The sequence below is a fragment of the Pedococcus bigeumensis genome (assembly GCF_006438965.1).
In the GTDB taxonomy this organism is placed as follows: domain Bacteria; phylum Actinomycetota; class Actinomycetes; order Actinomycetales; family Dermatophilaceae; genus Pedococcus; species Pedococcus bigeumensis_A.
On sequence record NZ_RCZM01000005.1, the window covers coordinates 18064 to 41314 of the forward strand.

The 23251-nt window shown below is 70.6% G+C and carries 29 protein-coding genes; 16 read left to right on the plus strand and 13 right to left on the minus strand.

Annotation, left to right across the window (positions count from 1 at the left end; translation table 11 throughout):
* Nucleotides 1-73 precede the first annotated feature (73 nt).
* The 5 genes from EAH86_RS14180 to EAH86_RS14200 are packed head-to-tail and all read right to left on the minus strand — an operon-like array spanning nt 74 to nt 3198.
* Nucleotides 74-772 carry a NuoI/complex I 23 kDa subunit family protein gene (locus EAH86_RS14180; protein ID WP_140741897.1) on the minus strand — a complete coding sequence of 233 codons (699 nt, stop codon included), beginning with the start codon at nt 770-772 and terminating at the stop codon, nt 74-76.
* Nucleotides 769-1728: an NADH-quinone oxidoreductase subunit NuoH gene (gene nuoH, locus EAH86_RS14185; protein WP_170212809.1), complete on the minus strand. Its 960-nt coding sequence runs from the start codon at nt 1726-1728 to the stop codon at nt 769-771. The genes EAH86_RS14180 and nuoH overlap by 4 nt, the downstream gene beginning before the upstream one ends.
* Nucleotides 1725-2258, minus strand: a complete 534-nt coding sequence (locus EAH86_RS14190) for an NADH-quinone oxidoreductase subunit C (protein ID WP_140741901.1) — start codon at nt 2256-2258, stop codon at nt 1725-1727. The genes nuoH and EAH86_RS14190 overlap by 4 nt, the downstream gene beginning before the upstream one ends.
* The gene (locus tag EAH86_RS14195; protein WP_140741903.1) at nt 2255-2842 is read right to left on the minus strand and encodes an NADH-quinone oxidoreductase subunit B; all 588 of its coding nucleotides are present in this window, start codon (nt 2840-2842) and stop codon (nt 2255-2257) included. Before EAH86_RS14195 ends, EAH86_RS14190 begins: the two co-directional genes overlap by 4 nt.
* A complete protein-coding gene (locus EAH86_RS14200) occupies nt 2842-3198 on the minus strand; it encodes an NADH-quinone oxidoreductase subunit A (RefSeq protein ID WP_140741905.1) in 357 nt (118 codons plus the stop codon). The genes EAH86_RS14195 and EAH86_RS14200 overlap by 1 nt, the downstream gene beginning before the upstream one ends.
* A gap of 70 nt (nt 3199-3268) precedes the next feature.
* On the opposite strand from EAH86_RS14200, the gene EAH86_RS14205 reads away from it, so the two are divergent.
* From EAH86_RS14205 to EAH86_RS14215, 3 genes are all read left to right on the plus strand, one after another.
* Entirely contained in the window at nt 3269-3916 is a 648-nt protein-coding gene (locus tag EAH86_RS14205) for an LON peptidase substrate-binding domain-containing protein (protein ID WP_140741907.1), read from the plus strand.
* 77 nt (nt 3917-3993) lie between these two features.
* Entirely contained in the window at nt 3994-4497 is a 504-nt protein-coding gene (locus tag EAH86_RS14210) for a DinB family protein (protein WP_140741909.1), read from the plus strand.
* A gap of 95 nt (nt 4498-4592) precedes the next feature.
* Nucleotides 4593-5498, plus strand: coding sequence for an NAD(P)-dependent oxidoreductase (locus EAH86_RS14215; RefSeq protein WP_206665840.1), 906 nt, complete (start codon nt 4593-4595; stop codon nt 5496-5498).
* On the opposite strand, the gene EAH86_RS14220 is transcribed toward EAH86_RS14215, so the two are convergent.
* Nucleotides 5465-6004 (minus strand): GNAT family N-acetyltransferase, encoded by a 540-nt coding sequence (locus EAH86_RS14220; RefSeq protein WP_140741911.1) that lies wholly within the window; start codon nt 6002-6004, stop codon nt 5465-5467. The two genes, EAH86_RS14215 and EAH86_RS14220, sit on opposite strands and share 34 nt — an antisense overlap.
* A gap of 120 nt (nt 6005-6124) precedes the next feature.
* Nucleotides 6125-7108, minus strand: a complete 984-nt coding sequence (locus tag EAH86_RS14225) for a glycoside hydrolase family 68 protein (protein ID WP_140741913.1) — start codon at nt 7106-7108, stop codon at nt 6125-6127.
* Nucleotides 7109-7214: 106 nt separating this feature from the next.
* Here EAH86_RS14225 and EAH86_RS14230 point away from each other — a divergent pair, with 106 nt between their 5' ends.
* The gene (locus EAH86_RS14230; protein ID WP_140741915.1) at nt 7215-7631 is read left to right on the plus strand and encodes a cupin domain-containing protein; all 417 of its coding nucleotides are present in this window, start codon (nt 7215-7217) and stop codon (nt 7629-7631) included.
* On the opposite strand, the gene EAH86_RS14235 is transcribed toward EAH86_RS14230, so the two are convergent.
* A complete protein-coding gene (locus EAH86_RS14235; protein ID WP_140741917.1) occupies nt 7628-7936 on the minus strand; it encodes a DUF2087 domain-containing protein in 309 nt (102 codons plus the stop codon). The two genes, EAH86_RS14230 and EAH86_RS14235, sit on opposite strands and share 4 nt — an antisense overlap.
* A gap of 132 nt (nt 7937-8068) precedes the next feature.
* On the opposite strand from EAH86_RS14235, the gene EAH86_RS14240 reads away from it, so the two are divergent.
* Both EAH86_RS14240 and EAH86_RS14245 read left to right on the plus strand, forming a co-directional pair.
* Nucleotides 8069-8320 (plus strand): hypothetical protein, encoded by a 252-nt coding sequence (locus EAH86_RS14240; protein WP_140741919.1) that lies wholly within the window; start codon nt 8069-8071, stop codon nt 8318-8320.
* A gap of 69 nt (nt 8321-8389) precedes the next feature.
* Nucleotides 8390-8911 (plus strand): HNH endonuclease signature motif containing protein, encoded by a 522-nt coding sequence (locus EAH86_RS14245; RefSeq protein ID WP_140741921.1) that lies wholly within the window; start codon nt 8390-8392, stop codon nt 8909-8911.
* A 318-nt stretch (nt 8912-9229) separates the two neighbouring features.
* Here the strand turns inward: EAH86_RS14245 and EAH86_RS14250 are convergent, their stop codons facing one another.
* A complete protein-coding gene (locus tag EAH86_RS14250; protein WP_161988662.1) occupies nt 9230-9913 on the minus strand; it encodes an alpha/beta hydrolase in 684 nt (227 codons plus the stop codon).
* Nucleotides 9914-10055: 142 nt separating this feature from the next.
* Between EAH86_RS14250 and EAH86_RS14255 the strand changes: the two genes are divergently transcribed.
* The 10 genes from EAH86_RS14255 to rarD all read left to right on the plus strand — a co-directional run bounded on the left by EAH86_RS14255 (nt 10056) and on the right by rarD (nt 19192).
* Nucleotides 10056-10358, plus strand: coding sequence for an urease subunit gamma (locus EAH86_RS14255; protein ID WP_140741925.1), 303 nt, complete (start codon nt 10056-10058; stop codon nt 10356-10358).
* A 13-nt stretch (nt 10359-10371) separates the two neighbouring features.
* Nucleotides 10372-10743: an urease subunit beta gene (ureB, locus tag EAH86_RS14260; RefSeq protein WP_140741927.1), complete on the plus strand. Its 372-nt coding sequence runs from the start codon at nt 10372-10374 to the stop codon at nt 10741-10743.
* Complete coding sequence (locus EAH86_RS14265) at nt 10736-12445, plus strand: urease subunit alpha (RefSeq protein WP_140741929.1); 1710 nt, start codon at nt 10736-10738, stop codon at nt 12443-12445. The genes ureB and EAH86_RS14265 overlap by 8 nt, the downstream gene beginning before the upstream one ends.
* A gap of 15 nt (nt 12446-12460) precedes the next feature.
* Nucleotides 12461-13129, plus strand: coding sequence for an urease accessory protein UreF (locus tag EAH86_RS14270; protein ID WP_206665841.1), 669 nt, complete (start codon nt 12461-12463; stop codon nt 13127-13129).
* Complete coding sequence (gene ureG / locus EAH86_RS14275) at nt 13122-13865, plus strand: urease accessory protein UreG (protein WP_140741931.1); 744 nt, start codon at nt 13122-13124, stop codon at nt 13863-13865. Before EAH86_RS14270 ends, ureG begins: the two co-directional genes overlap by 8 nt.
* Complete coding sequence (locus EAH86_RS14280) at nt 13849-14568, plus strand: urease accessory protein UreD (protein WP_161988663.1); 720 nt, start codon at nt 13849-13851, stop codon at nt 14566-14568. The genes ureG and EAH86_RS14280 overlap by 17 nt, the downstream gene beginning before the upstream one ends.
* A gap of 65 nt (nt 14569-14633) precedes the next feature.
* Nucleotides 14634-14882 (plus strand): SCO4226 family nickel-binding protein, encoded by a 249-nt coding sequence (locus EAH86_RS14285; RefSeq protein ID WP_140741935.1) that lies wholly within the window; start codon nt 14634-14636, stop codon nt 14880-14882.
* A gap of 265 nt (nt 14883-15147) precedes the next feature.
* Complete coding sequence (locus EAH86_RS14290; RefSeq protein ID WP_140741937.1) at nt 15148-17079, plus strand: 2-oxoacid:acceptor oxidoreductase subunit alpha; 1932 nt, start codon at nt 15148-15150, stop codon at nt 17077-17079.
* Nucleotides 17076-18173 carry a 2-oxoacid:ferredoxin oxidoreductase subunit beta gene (locus EAH86_RS14295; protein WP_140741939.1) on the plus strand — a complete coding sequence of 366 codons (1098 nt, stop codon included), beginning with the start codon at nt 17076-17078 and terminating at the stop codon, nt 18171-18173. The genes EAH86_RS14290 and EAH86_RS14295 overlap by 4 nt, the downstream gene beginning before the upstream one ends.
* Nucleotides 18174-18271: 98 nt before the next feature.
* Nucleotides 18272-19192: an EamA family transporter RarD gene (gene rarD / locus EAH86_RS14300; RefSeq protein ID WP_140741941.1), complete on the plus strand. Its 921-nt coding sequence runs from the start codon at nt 18272-18274 to the stop codon at nt 19190-19192.
* Between the two features lie 28 nt (nt 19193-19220).
* Here the strand turns inward: rarD and EAH86_RS14305 are convergent, their stop codons facing one another.
* From EAH86_RS14305 to EAH86_RS14320, 4 genes are all read right to left on the minus strand, one after another.
* Entirely contained in the window at nt 19221-19718 is a 498-nt protein-coding gene (locus tag EAH86_RS14305; RefSeq protein WP_140741943.1) for a DinB family protein, read from the minus strand.
* Between the two features lie 25 nt (nt 19719-19743).
* On the minus strand, nt 19744-21042 hold the full coding sequence (locus EAH86_RS14310) for a D-arabinono-1,4-lactone oxidase (protein ID WP_140741945.1): 1299 nt from the start codon (nt 21040-21042) through the stop codon (nt 19744-19746).
* Nucleotides 21039-22184, minus strand: coding sequence for an amino acid deaminase/aldolase (locus EAH86_RS14315; RefSeq protein WP_140741947.1), 1146 nt, complete (start codon nt 22182-22184; stop codon nt 21039-21041). The genes EAH86_RS14310 and EAH86_RS14315 overlap by 4 nt, the downstream gene beginning before the upstream one ends.
* Nucleotides 22185-22246: 62 nt before the next feature.
* Complete coding sequence (locus EAH86_RS14320) at nt 22247-23248, minus strand: polyprenyl synthetase family protein (protein WP_140741949.1); 1002 nt, start codon at nt 23246-23248, stop codon at nt 22247-22249.
* Nucleotides 23249-23251: the final 3 nt, after the last annotated feature.

The window sequence follows — 23251 nt, forward strand, 5'->3', positions numbered from 1 at the left end:
ACGACACCTTGAGGACACGAGCGACGAAGGAGCGAGGCCCGCAAAGGCGAGGAGCATGGCCCCTTCAGGGCCGTCATTCCTCGGACTCCGGTGCTGGCTCGGGTACTGCCTCGGCGGCCGGCGACTCCTGCCCGGTGGGGATGGCTCGCGTCGGCGTCGCTGGCGTTGGCGTCGGTTGGGTCGGCGTGGCTCGCGTGGGCGTGGCCCGAGTCGGGGTCGGCCGTTCCGGGGTCGCGCGCGTCAGCCGGCCAGGGCGGGTCGTGGCGCCGATCTCGGCGGCCTCGGCCGAGTGCTCGTCCAGCGCCGATGGCGGCGGCACGGTGGGCATCCACTGCCCGAGCCGGTCCTTCTCGTGCAGCAGGTCGCGGATGTCCATCTCGGCGTACTCGAACTCTGGGCTCCAGTGCAGGGCGTCGAACGGGCACACCTCGATGCAGATGCCGCAGTACATGCAGAGGCTGAAGTCGATGGCGAACCGGTCGAGCACGTTGCGCTGCCGCTCGCGGCCACCCTCGGTCGTGGCCGGGATCGTCTCCTTGTGCGAGTCGATGTAGATGCACCAGTCCGGGCACTCACGGGCACAGAGCATGCAGGACGTGCAGTTCTCCTCGAGCAGCGCGATGACACCGCGGCTGCGGGGCGGCAGGTGCGGCTGAGCGTCGGGGTACTCCGCGGTGTGGGTCGGCTTGGCCATGGTGCGCGCCGTGGTGGCGAGCCCCTTGAGGATGCCCGGTATGCCGATGCCGCCCGGCTTCTTTGCCTGCTCGCTCATGCGGTGGTCACCACCCAGACACCGGTGAGGGCCAGCTGGGCCAGCGCGAGCGGGACGAGGACGAGCCAGGCCAGCCGCTGCAGCTGGTCCTCACGCAGCCGGGGCCATGCGACGCGCAGCCAGATGACGACGACGGCGATGCAGAACCCCTTGAGCAGCGTCCACAGCCAGCCGAGCTGGTCGCTGAGCAGCCCGTGCCAGCCGCCGAGGTAGAGCACGGCGAACAACAGCGACATGACGACGATCCCGGCGTACTCGCTGAGCAGGAAGAACGCGAACCGCAGCCCTGTGTACTCGGTGTACGCACCGAACACGATCTCGGAGTCGGCCACCGGCATGTCGAACGGCGGCCGCTGGAGCTCGGCCACGGCGGCGACGAGGAAGACGATGGCACCCGGCAGCTGGAAGATCAGCCACCACGGCGACCACGCGGCGGCGATGCCAGAGAGCGACAGGGAACCGGCAGCGAGGCAGACACTGGCGACGGCCAGCACCATCGGCAGCTCGTAGGACAGCAGCTGTGCGGCAGCGCGCATGGCGCCGAGCAGCGAGTACTTGTTGGCACTGGCCCAGCCAGCCATCAAGGTGCCGAGGATGCCCACGGCCGTCACCGCGAGCACGAAGACGGCAGAGGCGGGCAGGTCCGCCGCCACCACGTCCGGGCTGAGCGGAATCGCAGCAAGGGCAACGAGGTACGGGACGAGCGCAACGGCAGGCGCAAACCGGAAGACGCGCTTGTCGGCAGCTGCGGGAGTGATGTCCTCCTTCTGCACGAACTTGACCCCGTCGGCCACCAGCTGGGCCCACCCGTGGAACCCACCGGCATACATCGGGCCCAGACGCCCCTGCATGTGGGCCATCACCTTGTGCTCGGTCTGACCCACCAGGAGCGGCAGCACGAGGAAGGCGGCCAGCACACCCACGGCACGCAGGGTCACCTCGACGGTGTCACTCACCGTGGCCCCCACTCGGGGTCGGGCACTCCGGGCGCCGAGACGCGGCGGCGGCCGGTGGGCTTGGCGTGCTCGGACTCACCAGGCTCCTTCGCACCGGGCCACGGTTTCGAGGCTCGGGCGGCGAGCACGAACGACTTGCGCAGCGGCGTGCCCTCGAAGCCGTCCGGGAGGAGGAGCGGCCGCAGCCCCAGGCCAGTCCCGTCGTCGAAACCCTCGAAGTCGAGCCCGAACATCTCGTGCGTCTCCCGCTCGTGCCACGCGGCCCCGCGGAAGACCCCTGTCAGGCTCGCCAGACTCGACCCGTCCGGAACGCGGGTGCGGAACAGCTTGCGTCGCAACGCTCTCGGGGTGGTCCCGTCCATGAGGTGACACACGACGTCGAGCCCAGGTGCCTGCTCGTCATCGCTCTGGTCGACCGCCGTGAGCCAGTCGAAGAAGGTGTAGGCCGCGTCGTCGCGGGCCGCCGTGATCGTCGCCACCCAGTCGGCTGGGTCGACCTCGGCGCGCTCGAGGGCGCTCGGGTCGCTCATCTGACGTCCTTGGTCGGAGGCTTCACCAAGGGCCGGTTGACCTCGGCCGCGGACGCGAGACGGTGACCGGCGTACTTGGCGCGAATTCCCTTGGTGGACAGGGTCTCCGCTGCGATCTTCTCCTGGAGCTTGAGGATGCCCTGGAGCAGCGCCTCCGGCCGGGGAGGACAACCGGGGACGTAGACGTCGACCGGGATGATCGTGTCGACACCCTTGGTGACGGAGTAGGAGTCCCAGTAGGGGCCGCCGGAGTTGGAGCAGGCACCGAACGAGATGACGTACTTGGGTTCGGGCATCTGGTCGTAGAGCCGGCGGACGGCGGGCGCCATCTTGTCGGTCACGGTGCCGGAGACGACCATCAGGTCCGCCTGACGGGGTCCGGGCGCGAACGGGATCACGCCGAGCCGGATGAAGTCGTGCCTGGCCATCGAGGCGGCGATGAACTCGATCGCGCAGCAGGCCAGGCCGAAGTTGAAGACCCACAGGGAGTAGCGGCGACCCCAGTTGAGGACCACCCGGATCGGTTGCGGCGCGATGTCGGTGGCAAGGCCCACTCGGGGCATCGGCAGCGGCGTCGTCGCCATCACAACCACCTCAGCAGGCCACGACGAGCTGCGTGGACCAGGCCCACGAGCAGCACCCCGATGAAGACCGCGATCTCGAGGAGCGACGCGGCACCGAGGTTGCTGCGGACGACGAGGGCCCACGGGAAGAGGTAGACCGCGTCCACCGCGAAGATGACGTAGAGGAACGCGTAGACGAAGTAGCGGACCTGGGTCTGGGCCCAGTCCCGGCCGACCGGGTCGACACCGGACTCGTAGGTCGTCAGCTTCGCGCGGGTGGGTGCCTTCGGAGCGAGCAGCGCCCGGGCACCCATCGCGGCCACGAAGAGCAGCAGGCCGACGGCGACCACTGCGGCGATGACGACGTAGGGCGACACGGTTGGCAGCCTAGTGGCCCACCTCCGCGAGGGGGTGTTGCGCCGGGTCGTGGGCACCTAGCGTGGCCACATGGCGCGGGTCCCTCTCTTTCCGCTCGGCACGGTCCTGGTGCCGGGCGCCACGCTGCCCCTGCAGGTCTTCGAGCCGCGCTACATCGAGATGCTCAGCGACCTGGTCAACGCCATGGACGTCCCGGAGTTCGGGGTCGTGGCGATCCGCCTGGGTCACGAGGTGGGGGCCGACTCGGTGCGCGACCTGCACGAGGTCGGCTGCCTGGCCCGGGTCATCCACGCGGCACCGGTGGGCGACGGTTGCTACTTCGTCCTCAGCACGGGCCTGCACCGCTTCCACCTGGACGCACTGGTGCATGGTGCCGGCACGGCATACCTGACCGGTGAGGTGACCGTGCTGGAGGAGCGCGCCGGCGACGTCGAGGAGGTGGCCGGGCTGGCGCAGCGGCTGCGAAGCGCCTTGGGTGCCTACGCGCGGACCGTGGGCGCCGAGGCACCGGACTGGCCCACCGACGCCGTGGACCTCTCGCACGCGGTCGGCGCGGCCCTCGGCCTGGACCTGGGTGACCGGCAGCGGCTGCTCGCCGCCGCGGACACCGAGACCCGGCTGCGCCTCGGTCTGCGGCTGGTGCAGCGCGAACGGCAGCTGGCCGCCACCCTCGGCGTGGTTCCGCCGAGTCCCGAGCACGCGTACAACCCCAACTGAGCCACCCGGCGGCGTCCTGGTCGACGCCACCCGGCAAACCGCTGGCGCCTCGACGCCCGGTGCGACAGGGTCGACGCATGACGCGAACCGACAGCCCCGAGGCATGGGACGAGCGCACCACGCTGCTCACGATGCTGCAGTACACCCGCGACACCGCGGCCGAGAAGTGCCACGACCTCGCCGAGGAGCACGTGGGGGCCGCGCCGCTGCCGGGGTCGCCGCTGATGACGCTCGGCGGGGTCGTCAACCACATGCGGTGGGTCGAGCACTCGTGGGTCGAGAACCGTTTCGTCGGCGGGCCCGACCTCGGGCCGTGGACCGATGAGGAGCCGGACCGGGAGTTCAGCCTCGGCGCCACGACGCCGCTGGCCCAGACGCTGGCGGAGTATGCCGCGCAGGCGCAGCGCACCGACGCGATCGTGGCGGACCTCGACCTCGACGACCTGTCGGCGACGCCGTTCCGGACCGGCGAGAAGCCCACGCTGCGGTGGGTCCTGATGCACCTCGTCGAGGAGAACGCCCGGCACAACGGCCACCTCGACATCCTGCGCGAGCTCGCGGACGGCCGCACCGGCGACTGAGGCGGCCACGGTGGCTATGGCAGCCGCGGCCGCCACGGTGGCCGCGGTGGCCGCTGCGGCCGCTGCGCCCGCTGCGGCCGACCTAGGGTGGGGCCATGGAGCAGTCGTTGACCATCGGGATCGTGTCGCCCGGGGCCATGGGCTCCGCGCTGGGCCGTGCGTGGCAGGCGGCTGGCGCCGGCGTGCTGACGACGGTGGACGGGCGTAGCGAGCGCACCCGGTCGCTCGCGCACGGGCTGCAGCTCGTCGCCGACCTCGATGCGGTGGTGGCGGGCAGCGACGTCGTGGTCAGCGTCGTGCCACCCGGTGCCGCCCTGGCCACGATGACGCCGATCCTGGACGCGGCCCGCCGCGGAGGCGTGACCCCGCTCGTGGCTGACCTCAACGCGGTCTCCCCCGCGACCGTGGGCGAGCTGGCGGACATGGCCGCGGCGGCCGGTCACGAGTTCGTCGATGGTGCCATCAGCGGCGGACCGCCGGAGGCCGGCAGCGACACGATGCTCTACCTGTCCGGTTCCCAGGCGGCTGTCCTGGCCGCCGTCACGACCGATGGGCTGCGAACACTGGTCGTGGGTAGCGAGCCGGGGTCTGCGTCGGCGGTGAAGATGTGCACGGCGTCGGTCTACAAGGGCACGACCGCCCTGTGGGCACAGGCGCTCCAGACCGCTCATGCCCACGGCGTCCTCGACGTCGTGCTGGCCGACCTGGCTGATGCGTTCCCGGGAACGGCCGCCAGGGCCGGTCGGCTGATCGCCGTGGCGACGAGCAAGAGCGAGCGGTTCGTCGCCGAGATGGAGCAGATCGCCGCGACCCAGGGCGCGGCGGACGCCAGTCCTGAGCTGTTCGAGGGCATGGCAGCCGTCTACTCTCGACTGTCGCGGACCCGGCTGGCCGAGCTGTCTCCCGAGGAGGCCCGCGACCTGACCGACCTGACGGAGGTGCTGACGCGCCTCGCACCCGATCCGGGTCAGTCGTCCAGCCGCTCGAAGGCCGGGGCGTAGCGGAACGCTCCCGAGAGGCCGTCGGTCCATGCGCCCAGTCGCCGCAGCATGAAGTAGGCCGGGCCCCAGGCCTGGGGCGGGGTGATCCCGTGGTCGATGGCAGGGCCGAACCCGAAGCGCGGGTAGTACGTCGGGTGACCGAGCAGCACGATGCCACGCTCGCCGAGGGCGTCGGCTGCCGCGATCGTCGCGTGCATCAGGGCCGACCCCACGCCGGCGTTCTGCAGGTCCGGCCGGACCCCAAGGGGCCCGATCGCAACCAGGGCTGGCGCGTCGTCGAGGCTGGCCCGACTCACGGCGACGTGGCCGATCACAACACCCTCGCGCTCGGCGACCAGGCACAGGGGCTCGACGAGGTCGCCCCCGGCGCGCAGCTCGTCGACGAGGTTCGCCTCCACCGACCCGTCGCGGGCCGGCGCCTCGTCGGTAGCAGCCTTTGCGAAGGCGAGTCGGTGTACCTCGCGGATGGCGATGGCGTCGGACGGCTGTTCCTGGCGGATGAACATGCTCGCGACCCTAGACACGACGACGTGGTGCGCGCCTCTGGTTATCGCCGGACAGCAAGCAGCGGTGGGCCACGTCGCCAGCCCGGCCGCGCGGCATACCCGTGCTCTGGGCGACGGACGTCAGCGGGCGACGAGGTAGCCGTCGGCGTCGAGGGTGACGGGGATGGGATCGGTGATCTCGAACCCGTCGAGTCCTTGTGGTTCGAGGTTGCGGAACCCGATCAGCACCCAGGACCCGTCGCGCTGCTGGACCAGGGGCGCCGCAAAGAGGTCCGGCTCTGGGGTGAACGGCCGGGCCGCGTCGATGTCCCACGGTCCGAGCGGCCCCGGACCCGGTACCGACCACGTGCAGTAGTTGCCGGTCCGCGCGATCCGCTCAGCCGTCATCTCCTGCGGGTGGCAGGTGAAGACCAGCACCCATCTGCCGTCGATCTGCCTGTCCTGCAACACTTCCAGCTGCCCGAAGCCTGCACCCGGCGCGCACAATGGCTCGCCGAGAATCCAGTGCTCGAGGTCGGAGCTGGTGGCGTGCGCGACCACGCCGTCGTCGTTGCGGGCGGCATCCTTCGCGCGTGCCGAGATGAGCATGTGCCAGCCGTCCCCTGCCGCGTCGGCGAAGACGAGGGGATCACGCCAGGTCTCGCTGGAGCCCTCCAGGTCGGGGCCTTCGGTCGGCGCGGGGGTGTTGGCGAGCGTCTTGTACCAACGGCCGTCAACGCGCACGGCCGGATCCGGACCGCCGCGCCGCCAGTGCTGCAGGTCGTCCGACAACGCCGACCCGATCCGCTGGTCGTAGACGTGGTGACCGGTGGTCGACACCGCGGTGTAGAACATCCGCCACTGCGCGCCGTCGTGCAGCACCGAGCCGGTCCAGATCGCGAGGTTGTCGAAGCGGTCGGCGCCGCTGTCGGCGGGCCCGAACGACTCCCCGAGATAGGTCCAGCTCACGAGGTCCGGTGAGGTGGCATGCCCCACCCGAGCCGCGGTATGCCGCGTGCCCGGGTCCACGAGGGCGCGCGGCGCCTGGAGGAAGAACAGGTGGTAGAGGTCGCCGTCATCGGCGACCCAGGAGTCCCAGACCCAGAGGTCATCCAGCCTCAGCATGCGGAGAGTCTGGCAGCAGGCGGGGCGGCCCACCCGCCGAACCGCATCGTGGAACGGGCAGCTGCCCTGGCGCCGCCCTCGCCTCCTCGTCGGAGACACTCCAACCATGAAGCCTGCGCTCGCCGAAGCACTCGACCTGGAACCACACCCGGAGGGTGGGTGGTTCCGCCAGACGTGGGAGTCACCCGCCACCGTCTCGCTCGCCGATGGGCGCACCCGATCGGCGGCGACGTTGATCTACTTCCTGCTGCCAGCCGGTGAGGCGTCCGCCTGGCACCGGGTCGCCTCGGACGAGATCTGGCTGGCCCACCTGGGCCTCGTCACCCTGGAGCTGGGCGGCTCGGGCGCTGGACCCGCTGTGGCTGGGGACTGTGAACGCCGCTCGGTCTGCGCCACCGGAGAGGCGCAGGTCCTCGTGCCCGCCGGACACTGGCAGCGCACCGTGGTCTCAGACGAGGACGCGCTCGTGAGCTGCCTCGTGTCGCCGGGTTTCGACTTCGAGGACTTCGAGCTGGCGACCTAGGCGCCGGGCGTGTCCAGCGTGCCGCCGACGCGCCAGTACAGCCCGTCGCGGCGCTCGAGGAAGCCTTCCTCGACGAGGTATCGGCGCAACGCCGCGACGTCGTCGTGCCACGGCCGGAGCGTGTTGTTGACGGCGGTCTCGTCGTAGGTCTGCCCGATGTCGAACTGTTGGGCCATCTCGTTGAGGACCACGAGCCGCTTGCGGATCCTGGTCGGTATGGCCGAGAGGCTCCCGTCGGGCTGCACGAAGGCACGCAGGACGGCCTCGCGGTCGGTGAGGTCATCGTCGAGGCCGGGACGGGACATGGGTGGACCGTAGCCCGGAATCCTTTGTCCTACCAATGGATTACGGGAGATGGATGCCTTGTCGCTGACGTCCGCGTCGGCCCGGGCGACTGCGCAGGGATGACCCGACTCGTCGCCGATCTGCCGACACCTATGGCTCTCCAGTTGTGGAGCGCTGTGGATGGGCTGGCTGCCGAGTACGCCCGCGCCCAGCCGAGTCTGCGCATTGGCGCGGCTCGGGCCGACGCCCTGGCCGACCTCGTCGCAGCCAACGCGACGATCAGCACCACGATCGAGCTGGTCGCGCCCATCGACTGCGAGTGGCCAGGCCCGTTCGGCCCGAGGGCCTCGTCGGTCTCCACGGCCTGCCTCGGCGCCGGTGACACCGACCCTTCCCTCGAGTAGCCAGTCGGCACGCTCTCCGCCGAATCCGACCCGGTACCTTCTGCCGCGGACGACGACTACCTCCGCCGGGTGGCGGGTTGGTACCACGACCTCGGCGGATGCGAGCAACTCGACGACGGCGTCCTGCACGACCACGACGGACACGTCTGGTTCGTCTCGTCCCACACCGAGGTGCCTTTGCTCGGTTCGCTGCTGCCGTCCGATGTCGTCGCCCTCCTGTGCGACCCGGATCTCGTTCTGCGCCTGGCCCGCAGCGACTCAGTCACCGGTGCCGTTCGGTGGCAAGACCCGACCACCTACCGACCGGGTGCAGCCACGGCGCGGGCGGTCAGGTCGCGCGACGGGACGTGTCGCTTCCCCGGCTGTGCGACGGCAGCCATGCGATGTCAGCTCGACCACGTGGTCCGTCACCCAGAGGGTCCGACCGAGGCGCCCAACCTGCAGTCGCTCTGTGCCACCCACCACGCGTTCAAGCACCATGCGGGTTGGCACGTCGCGATGGACCCTCTCGGCGTCTGCACCTGGACCGCGCCCGACGGCCGCACCCACACGACCTGGCCGCTCGACCGTCACGGCCACCGCGCGGCCTAGAGGTCTGGAACGGTTGACACGCACCCCTCCTCGAAGGGGAAGGTGGCGCATGGTGGAACCGACGCCAAACCCCGTGCTCGCCTCCGACGTCCCCGTGCTGTTGGCGCTGCTGGGCCGCTACGAGGGACTCGTGCGCGGCGGTGGCCTCGACGAGCACTCCATCGCCACCCTCGGCCGCACCTGTGTCCGGGCCAACCTGATCGCCCCCGAGGCGCCATTCACGCGGGCGACGGTGGCAGACGTCCTGACCGACATCAACAAGCGCCTGCGCTACCGATCGGTGAGTACGCCAGCGACCCGACCGCGTCGCCGGATGACTCAGGTCTCCCGGGACAGACCTGAGCTGAGCTCGAGGACGAGTTCCGCTACGCGGCCGGGCTCGGCGAGGTGGCCCAAGTGGTGGCCACTCTCGCGACGCACCTCCCAGCCGACGCGTTCGGCGAAGGCCAGCTCCGCGGCATACGTGTCGCCAAAGGCGAGGTATGCCGCCGGCCGCGCCTCCCAGCCGCGCGGCACGGCGATGGGCGTCGTGAAGTAGGCGGGCGCCAGCCGCGGTCCCTCGCTGGTGACCAGGTCCAGCCAGTCCTCGTCCGGGAAGAGGGTGGCGATGTCGGCGCGGTCCCACCACAAGGGCCACAGCGGGAGCAGCCCGTCGCGGATGGGGAGCGTCTGGATGAACTCGGCGAACGCTGCCGGGGCCAGCAGCGTCTCGGACTCGCCCTCGGCGGGGAGGGCAGCGTCCATGAAGATCACCGGCAGGTCGAGATCGGCGGCGACGGCGGGCGCGTAGTAGCCGGCGTTGCTGTGCGCGACCAGCACCGTTGGGCCGTGCTCCGCGACCGCAGCCCGGAACCCGGCCAGTACTCGTTCGGGAGTCACGTCGCCGTCGGGGACCGACGCCACCGCCGTCGGGGCTTCCCGCTCGGTCAGGGACGCGGCGAGCGGTGCGTAGGTCGCTGTCCCAAGCAGCGGGCTGGGCAGGATCACGAAGCGTCGGGACACCTCCGGCACGCTAGCCCGACCCTTCCCGCCGGTCGATGCCCCACACCTCCCGGCAGCGAGTCCGCCGCCAGGGGTGGCGGCGACGAAACGCCCGCGAAACACTGCCTTGGTCTACTGGGCCTGCACTCGTCAAGGAGGCCGCATGCACCTGTCCCCCGCGGACACAGAGAAGCTTCTCCTGTCGGTCGCCGGCATGGTCGCCCGCGACCGACTGGCTCGTGGCGTGCTGCTGAACTACCCCGAAGCCGTCGCGCTCCTGTCGACCTGGGTCATCGAGCGCGCTCGCGAGGGATCCCTCGTCGCAGACCTGATGGAGCAGGGCCGCACGGTCCTGCGTCGCGACCAGGTCATGGAGGGCGTCGCGGAGATGGTCACCGACGTCCAGGTCGAGGCCACCTTCCCCGACGGCCGCAAGCTCGTCACCCTCCACCACCCGATCGCCTGAGCAGGGGAACCCGTTGAGCAGCAACAGTTCTGGTCCAGGTGCGATCAGGGTCAGGCCCGGCACCGTCACCATCAACGCCGACCGCACCGACGCCGAACGGCTGACCCTTGTCATCGTCAACACCGGCGACCGTCCGGTGCAGATCGGCTCGCACCTGCACCTGCCCGACAGCAACACGGCGCTGGACTTCGACCGCGCCGCCGCACACGGTTTCCGGCTCGACATCCCCAGCGGGACGTCGGTCCGGTTCGAGCCCGGGGTCAGCCGCCAGGTCGCCGCGGTGGCCCTCCGTGGGCGACGCTGCGTCCCCGGTGTCCAGCTAGCCGGACACCAGGCCGACCTCGAGCTCACCCAGCGCGGGCCGGAGGGCCAGCTCGATGGCTGACCTCGACCGCGAGCGCTACGCCGCCATCTATGGCCCCACCACCGGCGACCAGCTTCGCCTCGGCGACACCGACCTGTGGATCGAGGTCGAGGACGACCTCACCTTCGGCGGTGAGGAAGCCGTCTTCGGCGGCGGCAAGTCGATCCGGGAGTCGATGGCCCAGGGCACCCGCACCAGCGCTGGCGGTGCGCTCGACACGGTCATCACCAACGTGGTCGTGCTCGACCACTGGGGCGTCATCCGCGCCGACGTCGGCATCCGTCATGGGCGCATCGTGGCGCTCGGCCGCAGCGGCAACCCCGACATCGCCGACGGCGTGCACCCCGAGCTCGAGATCGGCCCCGGAACCGACGTCATCTCCGGCGAGGGTCGGATCCTCACCGCCGGCGGGGTCGACCTGCACGTCCACTTCCTGTCGACCAGCCAGGTGCACGAGGCCCTCGCGTCGGGCGTCACCACGCTCGGCGGTGGTGGCACGGGGCCGTCCGAGGGGTCCAAGGCCACCACCGTCACCCCCGGCCTGTGGCACCTCCAGTCGGTCCTGCGCGGCCTCGACCACCTGCCGGTCAACCTGCTCCTCATGGGCAAGGGCAACACCGTCAGCGCCGAGAGCCTGCGCGAGCAGGCGTTGGGTGGCGCCGCGGCCTACAAGGTGCACGAGGACTGGGGCAGCACACCGGCCGCCATCGACGCGGCCCTGCGCGCAGCCGACGAGTTCGGTCTCCAGGTGACGCTGCACAGCGACAGCCTCAACGAGGCGGGCTTCGTCGACTCCACGCTGCGGGCGATCGCCTGCCGCAGCATCCACGCCTTCCACACCGAAGGCGCCGGCGGCGGCCACGCCCCCGACATCATCACCATCGCCGGCCACCCCAACGTGCTGCCCGGCTCGACCAACCCGACCCTCCCGCACACCGTCAACACGGTCGCCGAGCACCTCGACATGCTGATGGTCTGCCACCACCTCAACCCGTCCGTGCCGGAGGACCTCGCCTTTGCCGAGAGCCGGATCCGGGCGAGCACCATTGCGGCAGAAGACATCCTGCACGACATGGGCGCACTGTCCATGACGAGCTCGGACGCCCAGGCGATGGGACGGATCGGCGAGGTCATCACCCGCACCTGGCAGGTGGCCCACGTGATGAAGGCACGCCTCGGCCCGCTCAGTGGCACCTATCCCGCCGACAACGAGCGCGCCCGTCGCTACATCGCCAAGTACACGATCAACCCCGCCATCGCCCACGGCATCGACCACGAGGTCGGCTCGATCGAGGCGGGCAAGCTCGCCGACCTCGTCCTCTGGAACCCGAAGTTCTTCGGCTGGCGCCCCGACGTCGTGCTCAAGGGCGGAGCCATCGTGTATGCCGCTCTCGGCGACCCGAACGCGTCCATCCCCACGCCGCAGCCGGTCCTCATGCGCCCCGCCCTGGTGGGCGAGGGCGGCGCCGGCGCCGACCACTCCCTGGCCTTCGTGGCGCCGGCCGCGATGCAGGGCGGGCTGGACCACAGGCTCGGCCTGCGCCGCACGCTCACCCCGGTGCGACCCACCCGGGAGGTCAGCAAGGCCGACATGATCAACAACGACACCCTGCCCGTGATCGAGGTCGACCCCGAGTCGTTCGCGATCCGCATCGACGGTGAGCTCGTGGTGCCGGCGCCGGCGACGGAACTCCCACTCGCCCAACGCTATTCGTTGTTCTGAGACGGCAGCCCACCCATGCTCCCCCACCCCGAGTTCGCCGCCATGCTGCTGGCCGACGGGCGCCTGCCGGTCGGAGGCCACACCCAGTCCGCCGGGCTCGAGCCCGCGCTCCTCGGCGGCCTCGAACCACGCGACATCCCCGACCTGATCACGACCCGGCTGCGCACCGTGGTCCTCGTGGACGCCGGGACAGCTGTGGTGGCGCGGCACCGCACGATGGCGGGGCTCCCCCTCGATGACGTGCAGCTCGCCTGGGCCGCGCGCACGCCCAGCGAGGTGGTGCGGGCCGCGTCCATCGCCGTCGGGCGTGGACAGCGCCGGCTGGCGCAGCGGCTGTGGCCCGGCAGTGCGGCCGCCTCGGCGCTGGCGCCACTGCGTGCGCCCGCGCGTCCGGTGGCGGTCGGCTCGATGGCCGCAGCCGCCGGACTGGACGGCGCCCGGACGGCGCGGCTGGTGGCCTACGACGACGTCCAGTCGCTGTGTGCGGCCGCCCTCAAGCTGTGTCCGCTCGACCCCGCGGAGACGACCGAGTGGTTGCTCCACGCCGGCCCCGGCGTCGAAGCGGTCGTCGTTGCGGTCGCCCACCTGACCGAGCCGGACGGCATACCCGCGCTGTCGGCCCCGCTGCTGGAGCAGTGGCAGCACGCCCACCCCACCCACCCACGGAGGCTGTTCAGTGCCTGACACCACCCGCGAGACAAGCCGCGCCTTCCGACTGGGCGTCGCAGGTCCGGTCGGCACCGGCAAGTCCTCCCTCATCGCCATGGTCTGCCGCGAGCTCGGCGACGAGCTGCAGCTCGGCGTCATCACCAACGACATCTACACCGACGAGGACGCCCGGATGCTCCGCGCCGCCGGGGTGCTCGACCCCGACCGGATCCGCGCCGTCGAGACCGGCGCCTGCCCGCACACCGCGATCCGCGACGACGTCTCCGCCAACCTGCTGGCCGTCGAGGACCTCGAAGCCGACTTCGCTCCCCTCGACCTCGTGATGGTCGAGTCCGGCGGCGACAACCTCACGGCGACCTTCTCCCCTGCCCTCGTCGACGCCCAGGTCTTCGTGCTCGACGTCGCCGGCGGTGGTGACGTGGTGCGCAAGGGCGGCCCCGGCATCTCCCGCGCCGACCTGCTGGTCGTCAACAAGACCGACCTCGCGCCCTACGTCGGCGTCGACGCGGATCTGATGCTGCGCGAGGGCCAGGACGCCCGCGACGGCCGGCCCGTCATCGGCCTGTCCCGCACCGACCCCGACTCGGTGGCCGAGCTGCGGGCCTGGGTGCTCGCCATGGTGGCGTCACACCGTGATGGCCACCACGTCCCGGTCGACCCCGGTCCGATGGCCCCCCACTCACACGCGGGCGACGGCGCCCGGGCGCACAGCCATGTCCACGACGGCGGTGACGGTGTCCACGCACACTGAGGTCCGCACTGCCCGGGTCGGCCTGTGGCCGCAGGACGGTCGCTGCCGGCTGGAGCTCGCCAACGGCCTGGTCGCGCCACGCGTGATCCGCCATGACGCCACCACGGCAGAGGTCTCCCTGGTCGCGACGACGGCCACCCTCCTTGGCGGCGACGTCCTGCGGCTGGCCGTCGAGGTGGGCCCCGGCCTGCGCCTCGACCTGCGGGACGTCGCCGGCACCGTGGCCTACCACGGGCGTGGGCTCGGCTGCGTGGTCGACGTGTCGTTGCGCGTGCACGAGGGCGCCACCCTCACCTGGGCTGCCGAACCCCTCGTGGTCGCCGACGGAGCCGAGGTCACCCGCCAGCTGCGCGTCGACGTCGCCGAGGGTGGCCGGCTGCTGCTCCGGGACCAGGTGGCGCTGGGCCGCAGCGGCCAGGACGGCGGTCGCCTCGACTGCCACACGACCATGACGTATGCCGGTCGCCCGGCGCTCGTGGAGCACCTCGAGGTGCGCTCGGGGCTGGCTCCGGGCGCCCTGGGCGACGCCCGGGTGGTCGACTCGGTCACCAGCCTCGGGTGGCGACCCGAGACGCCTGCCGGCCACACGGCATACCGGCTGCACGAACCGGGGGCGCTGAGCAGGCAGCTACTGACGCAGTCGCACGCCTCCACCCTGCCGGACCTCTGGGACGACTGGACGTCCCAGCTCCCACCAATTTGACGGAGCCCGGGCGGCACGCTCCCGGCGTAGCGTGGCGAGACCACCAACTCCGGAAGGAAGCAACCATGGGGCAATTCATGGACGTCCACACCAACATGCCGGGAGTCACCGCGGAGGCACTCCTCGAGGCCCATCGGGCCGACCTCGCCATCCAGGAGGAGGAGTCGGTGGACTTCCAGAAGGCCTGGGCCGACCCTGAGTCCGGTCACGTCTTCTGTCTCTCCGAGGGGCCGAGCAAGGAAGCGATCCAGCGCATCCACGAGCGTGCCGGACACCCGTACGACCAGATCCACGAGATCACCGTCACGGCCTGACGCACCGTCACCGCCTGACTTCGCTGACTTCGCTGCCCTCGCAGGACCGGAGCGGACGGCTGCCCTCCGCCGGCTGCACCCGCTCCGGAGGGTGTTGCGCGCCCTGCCCCAGGATCGTCGCCCGACCCAATAACGACATGCCCGGCTGTCCGAAATGCGGGTTGCCCGCATGCGGTGGCGGCAGCAGTCCTACCATGGAAGAACGTCGGCAGGAGGAGCGCGACGCGCAACAAACAGCAGATGAACAAGGTGGCGGAAACACGTAGTGACGCAGACACAGTCGAGCAGCAAGTCCGTCAAGCGCCTCGATCGAGTCGTGATCCGGTTTGCGGGTGACTCGGGCGACGGCATGCAGCTCACGGGGGACCGCTTCACCTCGGAGACCGCAGCACTGGGCAACGACCTGTCGACGCTGCCCAACTTCCCGGCTGAGATCCGCGCGCCCCAGGGCACCCTGCCCGGCGTCTCCAGCTTCCAGCTGCACTTCGCCGACCACGACGTGCTCACCCCCGGTGACGCCCCCGACGTGCTCGTCGCGATGAACCCCGCCGCCCTGAAGGCCAACCTTCGTGACCTCCCCCGGGGCGCGACGATCATCGCCAACACCGACGAGTTCTCCAAGCGCAACCTCGCCAAGGTGGGCTACGACGCCAACCCCCTCGACGACGGCAGCCTCGAGTCATGGCACGTCCACCCGGTCGCCCTGACGTCGATCACCGTCGAGGCGCTGGCCGCGTTCGACACCCTGTCCCGCAAGGACAAGGAGCGCGCCAAGAACATGTTCGCGCTCGGGCTCCTGTCGTGGATGTACCACCGGCCGACAACGGGCACGGAGTCGTTCCTGGAGAAGAAGTTCGGCTCCAAGCCCGACATCCTCGCCGCCAACCTCACGGCGCTGCGAGCCGGTCTGAACTACGGCGAGACGACCGAGGACTTCGTCGTCTCCTACGAGATCGCCCCGGCCAAGATGGCGCCCGGCACCTACCGCAACATCACCGGCAACGCCGCTCTCGCGCTCGGCCTGGTCACCGCCTCGCACCGCGCCGGCATCCCCCTCGTGCTCGGCTCATACCCGATCACTCCCGCGTCCGACATCCTGCACACCCTGTCCGGGCTCAAGCGCTACGGCGTGACCACGCTGCAGGCCGAGGACGAGATCGCCGGGATCGGCGCGGCCCTCGGAGCCTCGTTCGGCGGTGCCATCGGCGTGACCACCACGTCGGGCCCGGGCGTCGCCCTCAAGTCGGAGACGATCGGCCTGGGCGTCTCGCTCGAGCTGCCCCTCGTCATCGTGGACGTCCAGCGTGGCGGACCCTCGACCGGCCTGCCGACCAAGACCGAGCAGTCCGACCTGCTGCAGGCGATGTTCGGCCGCAACGGCGAGTCACCGGTGCCGATCATCGCCCCGAAGTCACCTGCCGACTGCTTCGATGCCGCGATCGAGGCGGTGCGGATCGCGACGACCTACCGCACACCTGTCTTCCTGCTGTCCGACGGCTACCTCGCCAACGGTTCGGAGCCCTGGTCGATCCCGGCGGTCGCCGAGCTGCCCGACCTGACGGTCGAGTTCGCGACCGAGCCCAACGACACCGACGACAAGGGTGAGCCGGTCTTCCACCCCTATCTCCGCGACGAGAAGACGCTGGCCCGCCCGTGGGCGGTGCCCGGCACCCCCGGTCTCGAGCACCGCATCGGCGGCATCGAGAAGGCCAACATCACCGGCAACATCTCCTACGACCCCGACAACCATGACCTGATGACCCGCCTGCGGGCCGCCAAGGTCGAGCGGATCGCCGACACCATCGGTGACCTCGAGGTCGACGACCCGAGTGGCGAGGCCAGCGTGCTCGTCCTCGGCTGGGGGTCGACCTACGGCCCGATCGCAGCCGCCGCGCGCAGCGTGCGCAACACCGGCGCCACCGTCGCGACCGCCCACCTGCGCCACCTCAACCCGTTCCCGGCCAACACCGGTGAGGTGCTGCGTCGCTACGACACTGTGCTCGTCCCCGAGATGAACATGGGCCAGCTCGCCATGCTGCTGCGCGCCAAGTTCCTCGTCGACGTGCACTCCTTCACCCAGGTGCGCGGGCTCCCGTTCACCACCGTCGAGCTCGCCGACGCGATCGTGTCGCTCACGGCCGCCGCGGGAGACGAGATCCCGGCCGAACCCGTACCCACCGATCGAGGAACCGCATGACCACCGAGCTTGGTATGCCGTCCATCGGCGTTCGCAGCGGCACCGCCGGTGTGCCCCGCCTCGCCGACGACGCCGCGAAGCAGACCAAGAAGGAGTTCACCTCCGACCAGGAGGTGCGCTGGTGCCCCGGCTGCGGCGACTACGCGATCCTCGCCGCTGTGCAGGGGTTCCTGCCCGAGCTCGGCCTCAAGCGCGAGAACACCGTCTTCGTCTCCGGGATCGGCTGCTCGTCGCGGTTCCCCTACTACCTCGACACCTACGGCATGCACTCGATCCACGGCCGGGCACCCGCCATCGCCACCGGGCTCGCGACCAGCCGACCCGACCTGTCGGTGTGGGTCGTCACCGGCGACGGGGACGCCCTGTCCATCGGTGGCAACCACCTCATCCACGCGCTGCGCCGCAACGTCAACCTCACGATCCTGTTGTTCAACAACCAGATCTACGGCCTGACCAAGGGCCAGTACTCACCGACCTCCGAGGTCGGCAAGGTCACCAAGTCCACCCCGATGGGGTCGGTCGACCACCCGTTCAACCCGGTGTCCCTGGCGCTGGGCGCCGAAGCCTCGTTCGTCGCGCGGACGACCGACACGGACCGCAAGCATCTCACCGAGATCCTGCGCGCCGCGGCCGAGCACCGAGGCACGTCCCTGGTCGAGATCTACCAGAACTGCCCGATCTTCAATGACGGCGCGTTCGACCTCATCAAGGACCGCTCCGAGCAGGAGGCCCGGATCGTCCACCTCGCCGACGGCCAGCCCGTCGGTGTCGGCCCCGAGGGTGACCGCCAGCTCCTCGTCCGGGGTGCGGGTGGCTCGATGGAGTTCGTCCCCCAGGCAGCGGCGCAGGGGCGCGACGTGGTGGTCCACGACGCGGGCGCGACCGACCCGACCCAGGCTTTCGCCCTGTCCCGGCTCGACTCCCCACAGATGACGCACGTACCGATGGGCATCTTCCGCAGCGTGACGCGGCCGACCTACGACGACCTCGTCCGCGCCCAGGTCGATGCGGCCATCGACACCGCGGGTGGTCGCCCGACCGACGCCGACCTGGACGAGCTGATCCACGGGCGCGACACCTGGACCGTCGCGTGACGATGCCGGTCGAGTGGCCACGACACGCTGAGCTCGAGTGGGACCCACCAGCGTGTCGTGGCCACTCGACCCGGCTCGCACCCCTGCCACGCACTTAGGTGGGTCACGACGACGAACGGCGCGGCGCGGCATACGGGCTGCTCGCCTATGCGATCTGGGGGATCTTCCCCCTCTACTTCGCTGCGCTGAAACCCGCGGGCGCGTGGGAGATCCTGTCGCACCGCATCCTCTGGACCCTGCTGCTCTGCGCGCTCGTGCTGCTCGTGCGCCGAGACCTGGCGTGGGCCCGCCAGCTGTGGCAGCGCCCACGCCTGGGACTCGCCGTCACCGCGGCAGCGCTGCTCATCGCGGTGAACTGGGTGATCTACGTGGCGTCGGTGCTCAACGGGAAGACCACCGAGGCTGCCCTTGGCTACTTCCTCAACCCGATCGTCACCGTCGCCCTGGGTGTCGTCGTCCTGCGCGAGCGGCTCCGGCCACTGCAGTGGGTGGCCGTCGCGATCGGTGCCGTCGCCGGTATCTACCTCAGCATCGCGGCTGGCTCGGTGCCGGTCATCGCGATCAGCCTGGCGATGTCGTTCGGGCTCTACGGCCTGGTGAAGAAGAAGGTCGGGGCGTCACTGGAGGCCATGCACTCCCTCACAGCCGAGACTGCGGTGCTCGCGCCGGTCGCAGTGGTCATGCTCGTCGTGCTGACCGGCCGTGGGGACACCACGTTCACCACCGACGGCGGCTGGCACACCGCGCTGCTGGTGGCGGCCGGGGTCGCGACGGCCACCCCGCTGCTGCTCTTCGCGGCAGCCGCGCGTCGTGTCCCGCTCGTCACGATCGGGTTGCTGCAGTTCATCACGCCGGTGCTCCAGCTGCTCTGCGGCGTCCTGCTCCTCGACGAGCACATGTCCGGGACCCGGTGGATCGGCTTCGGCATCGTGTGGATCGCGTTGGCAGTGTTGAGCTTTGACTCACTCCGCAACCTGCCTCGACGCGGTCGACCGGACACCGCCGCAGCATTGCCCTGAGAGTTGCCTCGAGGTCCCGGCCCTGGTGCTAGCCCGGGACGTGGTGGCCGGTGCCTCCGTCGATCAGCTCGCGGAGGATGTCGGCGTGACCGGCGTGGCGCACCGTGTCCTCGATCATGTGGACCAGAACCCAGCGCAGGCTCACCGTCTTGCCGGAGTACGAGGTGCCGGTCTCGTCGAGCGGCAGCTCGAGGATCGCCGCATCAGCCGCCGCCCAAGCACGTCGGTAGAAGGCCACGATCTCCTCGGTGGTCTCACCGTCGGCCGCACGCATGTCCGCCTCAGGGTCCTGTGAGATGTCGGTCAGCGGCTCCGTAGGACGGCCGAAGGTCTCGCAGAACCAGCCGTACTCCGCATTGGCCAGGTGCTTGACCAGGCCGACCAAGTTGGTGCCGCTAGGCACCATCGCCCGACGGATCTTGTGGTCCGGCAACCCATCCAGCTTCCACAACATCACGTCACGATGGCTCTGCAGGGCTGCCAGGAGCGTGGTCTTCTCGTCGGCAGCGTAGGGGTTGGTCGTCATGCTGCGAGGCTAGCCACGAGCGGTGTCACCGGCCGAGGACGTGGTCCAGGTGGGCGTTGGCGAACCGGCGCTCGGGGTCGAGGCGGTCGCGCACCGCAAGGAAGTCGCCGAAGCGCGGATAGAGCTCCCGCAGCCGATCGGCATCGAGGGTGTGCAGCTTGCCCCAGTGCGGCCGCCCGGCATGTTCGGCCACGATCGCCTCGAAGGCGGCGAACGCTCCATAGTCGTCCATCCGGTGGTACTGGTGGATCGCGATATAGGCGTTCTCCCGCTCGTACGCGGTCGACAGCCAGATGTCGTCTGCCCCGACAAAGCGGATCTCCAGCGGGAAGGTCAGCGGCGCGCGATGCTGCTCCAGCCAGTTCCGCACGGCCACAATGACATCCGCGACCGCAGCCCGCGGCACGGCATACTCGCTCTCCCTGAAGCGCACCTTGCGCTCGGCGACGAAGACGCGCCACGAGTCGTCGGTGTACTCCCGTGCGCCGAGCAGTCGCGCACTCACCGCGTTGAGCCGCGGGACCACCCCGGGCCAGCGAGTCGCACCACGGTTGGTCGCCTCGAAGAGCCGGTTGGAGAGCAGGTCGTCGTCGAGGGCGGCGCGCCAGCGCGGCAGCGGCGTACCGGGATGGCCGGCGTCGACACGGTCGTTGTGCTTGACGAGGACCCGGTCGGTCAGCGGGAACCAGTGCATGTCGACGTGGTCGTGGGTGTCCACGTCCTCCTCAATGCGTTCGAGCACCTCGAACAGGTCGGCGCCGAACTCGTTGGCGTGCAACCGAAAAGCCGGCACGCACTGGAGCTCGACCTCGGTGATGACCCCGAGCGCACCCAACCCCACCCGGGCCGCCTGGAAGGTGTCGGGCTCGACCGAGGCCGAGCACTCCAGCAGCGAACCGTCTGCCAGCGCCAGGGTGAGCCCCGAGACGGCAGCAGCGATGCCCTGCAGCCGGATCCCGGTGCCGTGCGTGCCGGTCGAGATCGCGCCGGCGACGGACTGCCGGTCGATGTCACCGAGGTTCGGCAGCGCCAGCCCGAGGGCGTGCAACGCGGGGTTGAGGACGTGCAGGGGGGTGCCACCCAGCACCCGGACGCGGCCGAGCTCACGGTCGACGTGGGTGATGCCGCTCAGCTGGTCGAGGCGCAGCTGGAGGCCGTCCGTGGCGGCCACCGCCGTGAACGAGTGCCCGGCACCCACCGCCTTAACGGGTATGCCGCGTGCCTGCGCACGCAGGATCGCCGCCGACACCTCGTCAGGGCGACGGGGCGAGGCGACCTCGACCGGGTGGCTGGTCTGGTTGCCGGCCCAGTTGGTCCACGTCATCCGAAGTTCTTCCCCTCACCCCGGTAGGTCGGGACCGTCTCGACCAGCTGGTCACCACGGACGAGGTGAAGCGCGTCGAACCGCTCGCACATCTCCCCTGCCTTGGCATAGCGGAACCAGACCCTGTCGCCCAGTTTGAGGTCGCGAACACCTTTGCCCTGCAAGGGAGTCTGCACCTCGCCAACCCCTTCCGACTTGACCAGCTTGACGCCAGCGCGACCGAAAGGGGCGGGCACGCGCGACCACCCCGGCGGCCCGGATGCCACGTAGCCTCCACCAAAGGCGGTGACGAAGCCGGGGCCCGGCCGGCGGACCACCGGTAGGGCGAAGGCCGCTGCAGGCTGCGGGCTGAAGTCGTCGTAGCCGTCGAACAGGGTCGGGCCGTACAACCCGGACCCGGCCGCCAGCTCGGTCACGGCCGGATCCTGACCCGTGACGTGCAGCGAACCCGTCCCCCCGCCGTTCACGAAGTCCAGGTCCGCCACCTCGCGTACGGCAGCGACGACCTCGCCGCGGCGCTGGAGCAGCGACTCGGCCGACTGCTTCTTGACCAGCCGCACCGCTGGTGAGGAGTCAGGCAGCCCGGCTATCTGGGCGTCGTAGAACATCAGCCCGACGACCGACAGCCCTGCGGCGGCGGCGGCCTGCGCCAGGGCCACCGCATCAGCGGGCTCGCGCAGCGGTGAGCGACGGACGCCGAGGTGGACGCGGCCGATCCGCAGCGACGCGTCGATGTCGAGGGCCACCCGCAACCCGTGCGGTCGGTCCAGGCCGGCGAGGAACTCCACGTGCTCGACGGAGTCGACGGTGAGGGTCACCTCGGCTGCCGTCCGCGCATCCGCGGCGACACCGGCCAGCGCGGCCCGATCCACGCTGGGGTACGCCACGTAGATGTCCTCGAAGCCCTCCTCGACCAGCCAGCGGGCCTCCGGCACGGCATACGACATCACCCCGGCGAAGCCGGGTCGGGCCAGCGCACGCGACAGGAGGCTGCGGCACCGGACCGACTTGGACGCCACCCGGATCGGCAACCCCGCAGCGCGGCGCTCGAGATCTGTGGCGTTGGCATCGAAGGCGTCGAGGTCGACGACCGCGAACGGTGGTTGAACGGTGGCGGTCGCACGATCCCAAGGGAGGGTCACACGCCCGACCCTACCGACGGGTCACCTCCATCGGCGCCAAAGCCCCGGACTTCTGTGCCCGGTCAGCCGACGCGGGTGACGACGCTGGTGGCCAGCGCTCGCAGGGCCGCCTTGGCCTCGCTGTCGGGCAGCGGGTCGAGGACGTCCTGCGCGGCCTTGGCCACGGCCGCGGTGTGCTCGCGGGCCTGTTCCATCGCCGGGTGGGCCCGCAACAGGGCCAGGGCTTCGTCGAGCAGCGCCTGGTCACGCAGCTCGGACTGCAGCAGCTCGCGGAGCCGCGCATCGGCCGGATCGGTCGAGGCAAGGGCATAGAGCACGGGGAGCGTCCGCTTGCCCTCGCGCAGGTCCGTGCCCGGGGTCTTGCCCAGGTCCTCGGCCTCGGACGAGACGTCGATGAGGTCGTCGGCGAGCTGGAAGGCCATGCCGAGGCGTTCGCCGTACTCACGCATGATCTCGACGGTCTGCGCGTCGCACCCGGAGAACATCGCGCCGTAGCGGGCGGCCGTCGCGATCAGCACCCCGGTCTTGTCGGCGAGCACCCCGAGGTAGTAGTCGACCGGGTCCTGCCCGCGCGGGCTCGGCCGGTCGTCGCGGATCTGCCCGGCGCACAGTCGCACGAAGGTCTGCGCCTGGATCCTCACGGCGTCGGCGCCCAGGTCGGCAATGATCGACGACGCGGTGCCGAAGAGCATGTCGCCCACGAGGATGGCCGTGGAGTTGCCGTACTTCGCGTTGGCGCTGGGGGCACCACGGCGGACATCGGCCTCGTCCATGACGTCGTCGTGGCACAGCGACGCGACGTGGGTCAGCTCGACCCCGGCTGCGGAGGCGATGACCTCCGCGTTGATGCCGGTCCCCAGCTCGGAGGCCAGCAGCGTCAGCATCGGCCGGAACCGTTTGCCGCCGGCCTCGATGAGGTGGGTGTTGGCCTCGGCGATGAACACGTCGTCGTGGTCGACCTCCCGCCGCAGCAGCGCGTCGACTTCGGCCAGCCCGTCCTGCAGGCGCGCGGAGAGCGCTTCCGACGTGCCTGGCAGGACGATGACCGGAGGGGTCGGGCTCATCTG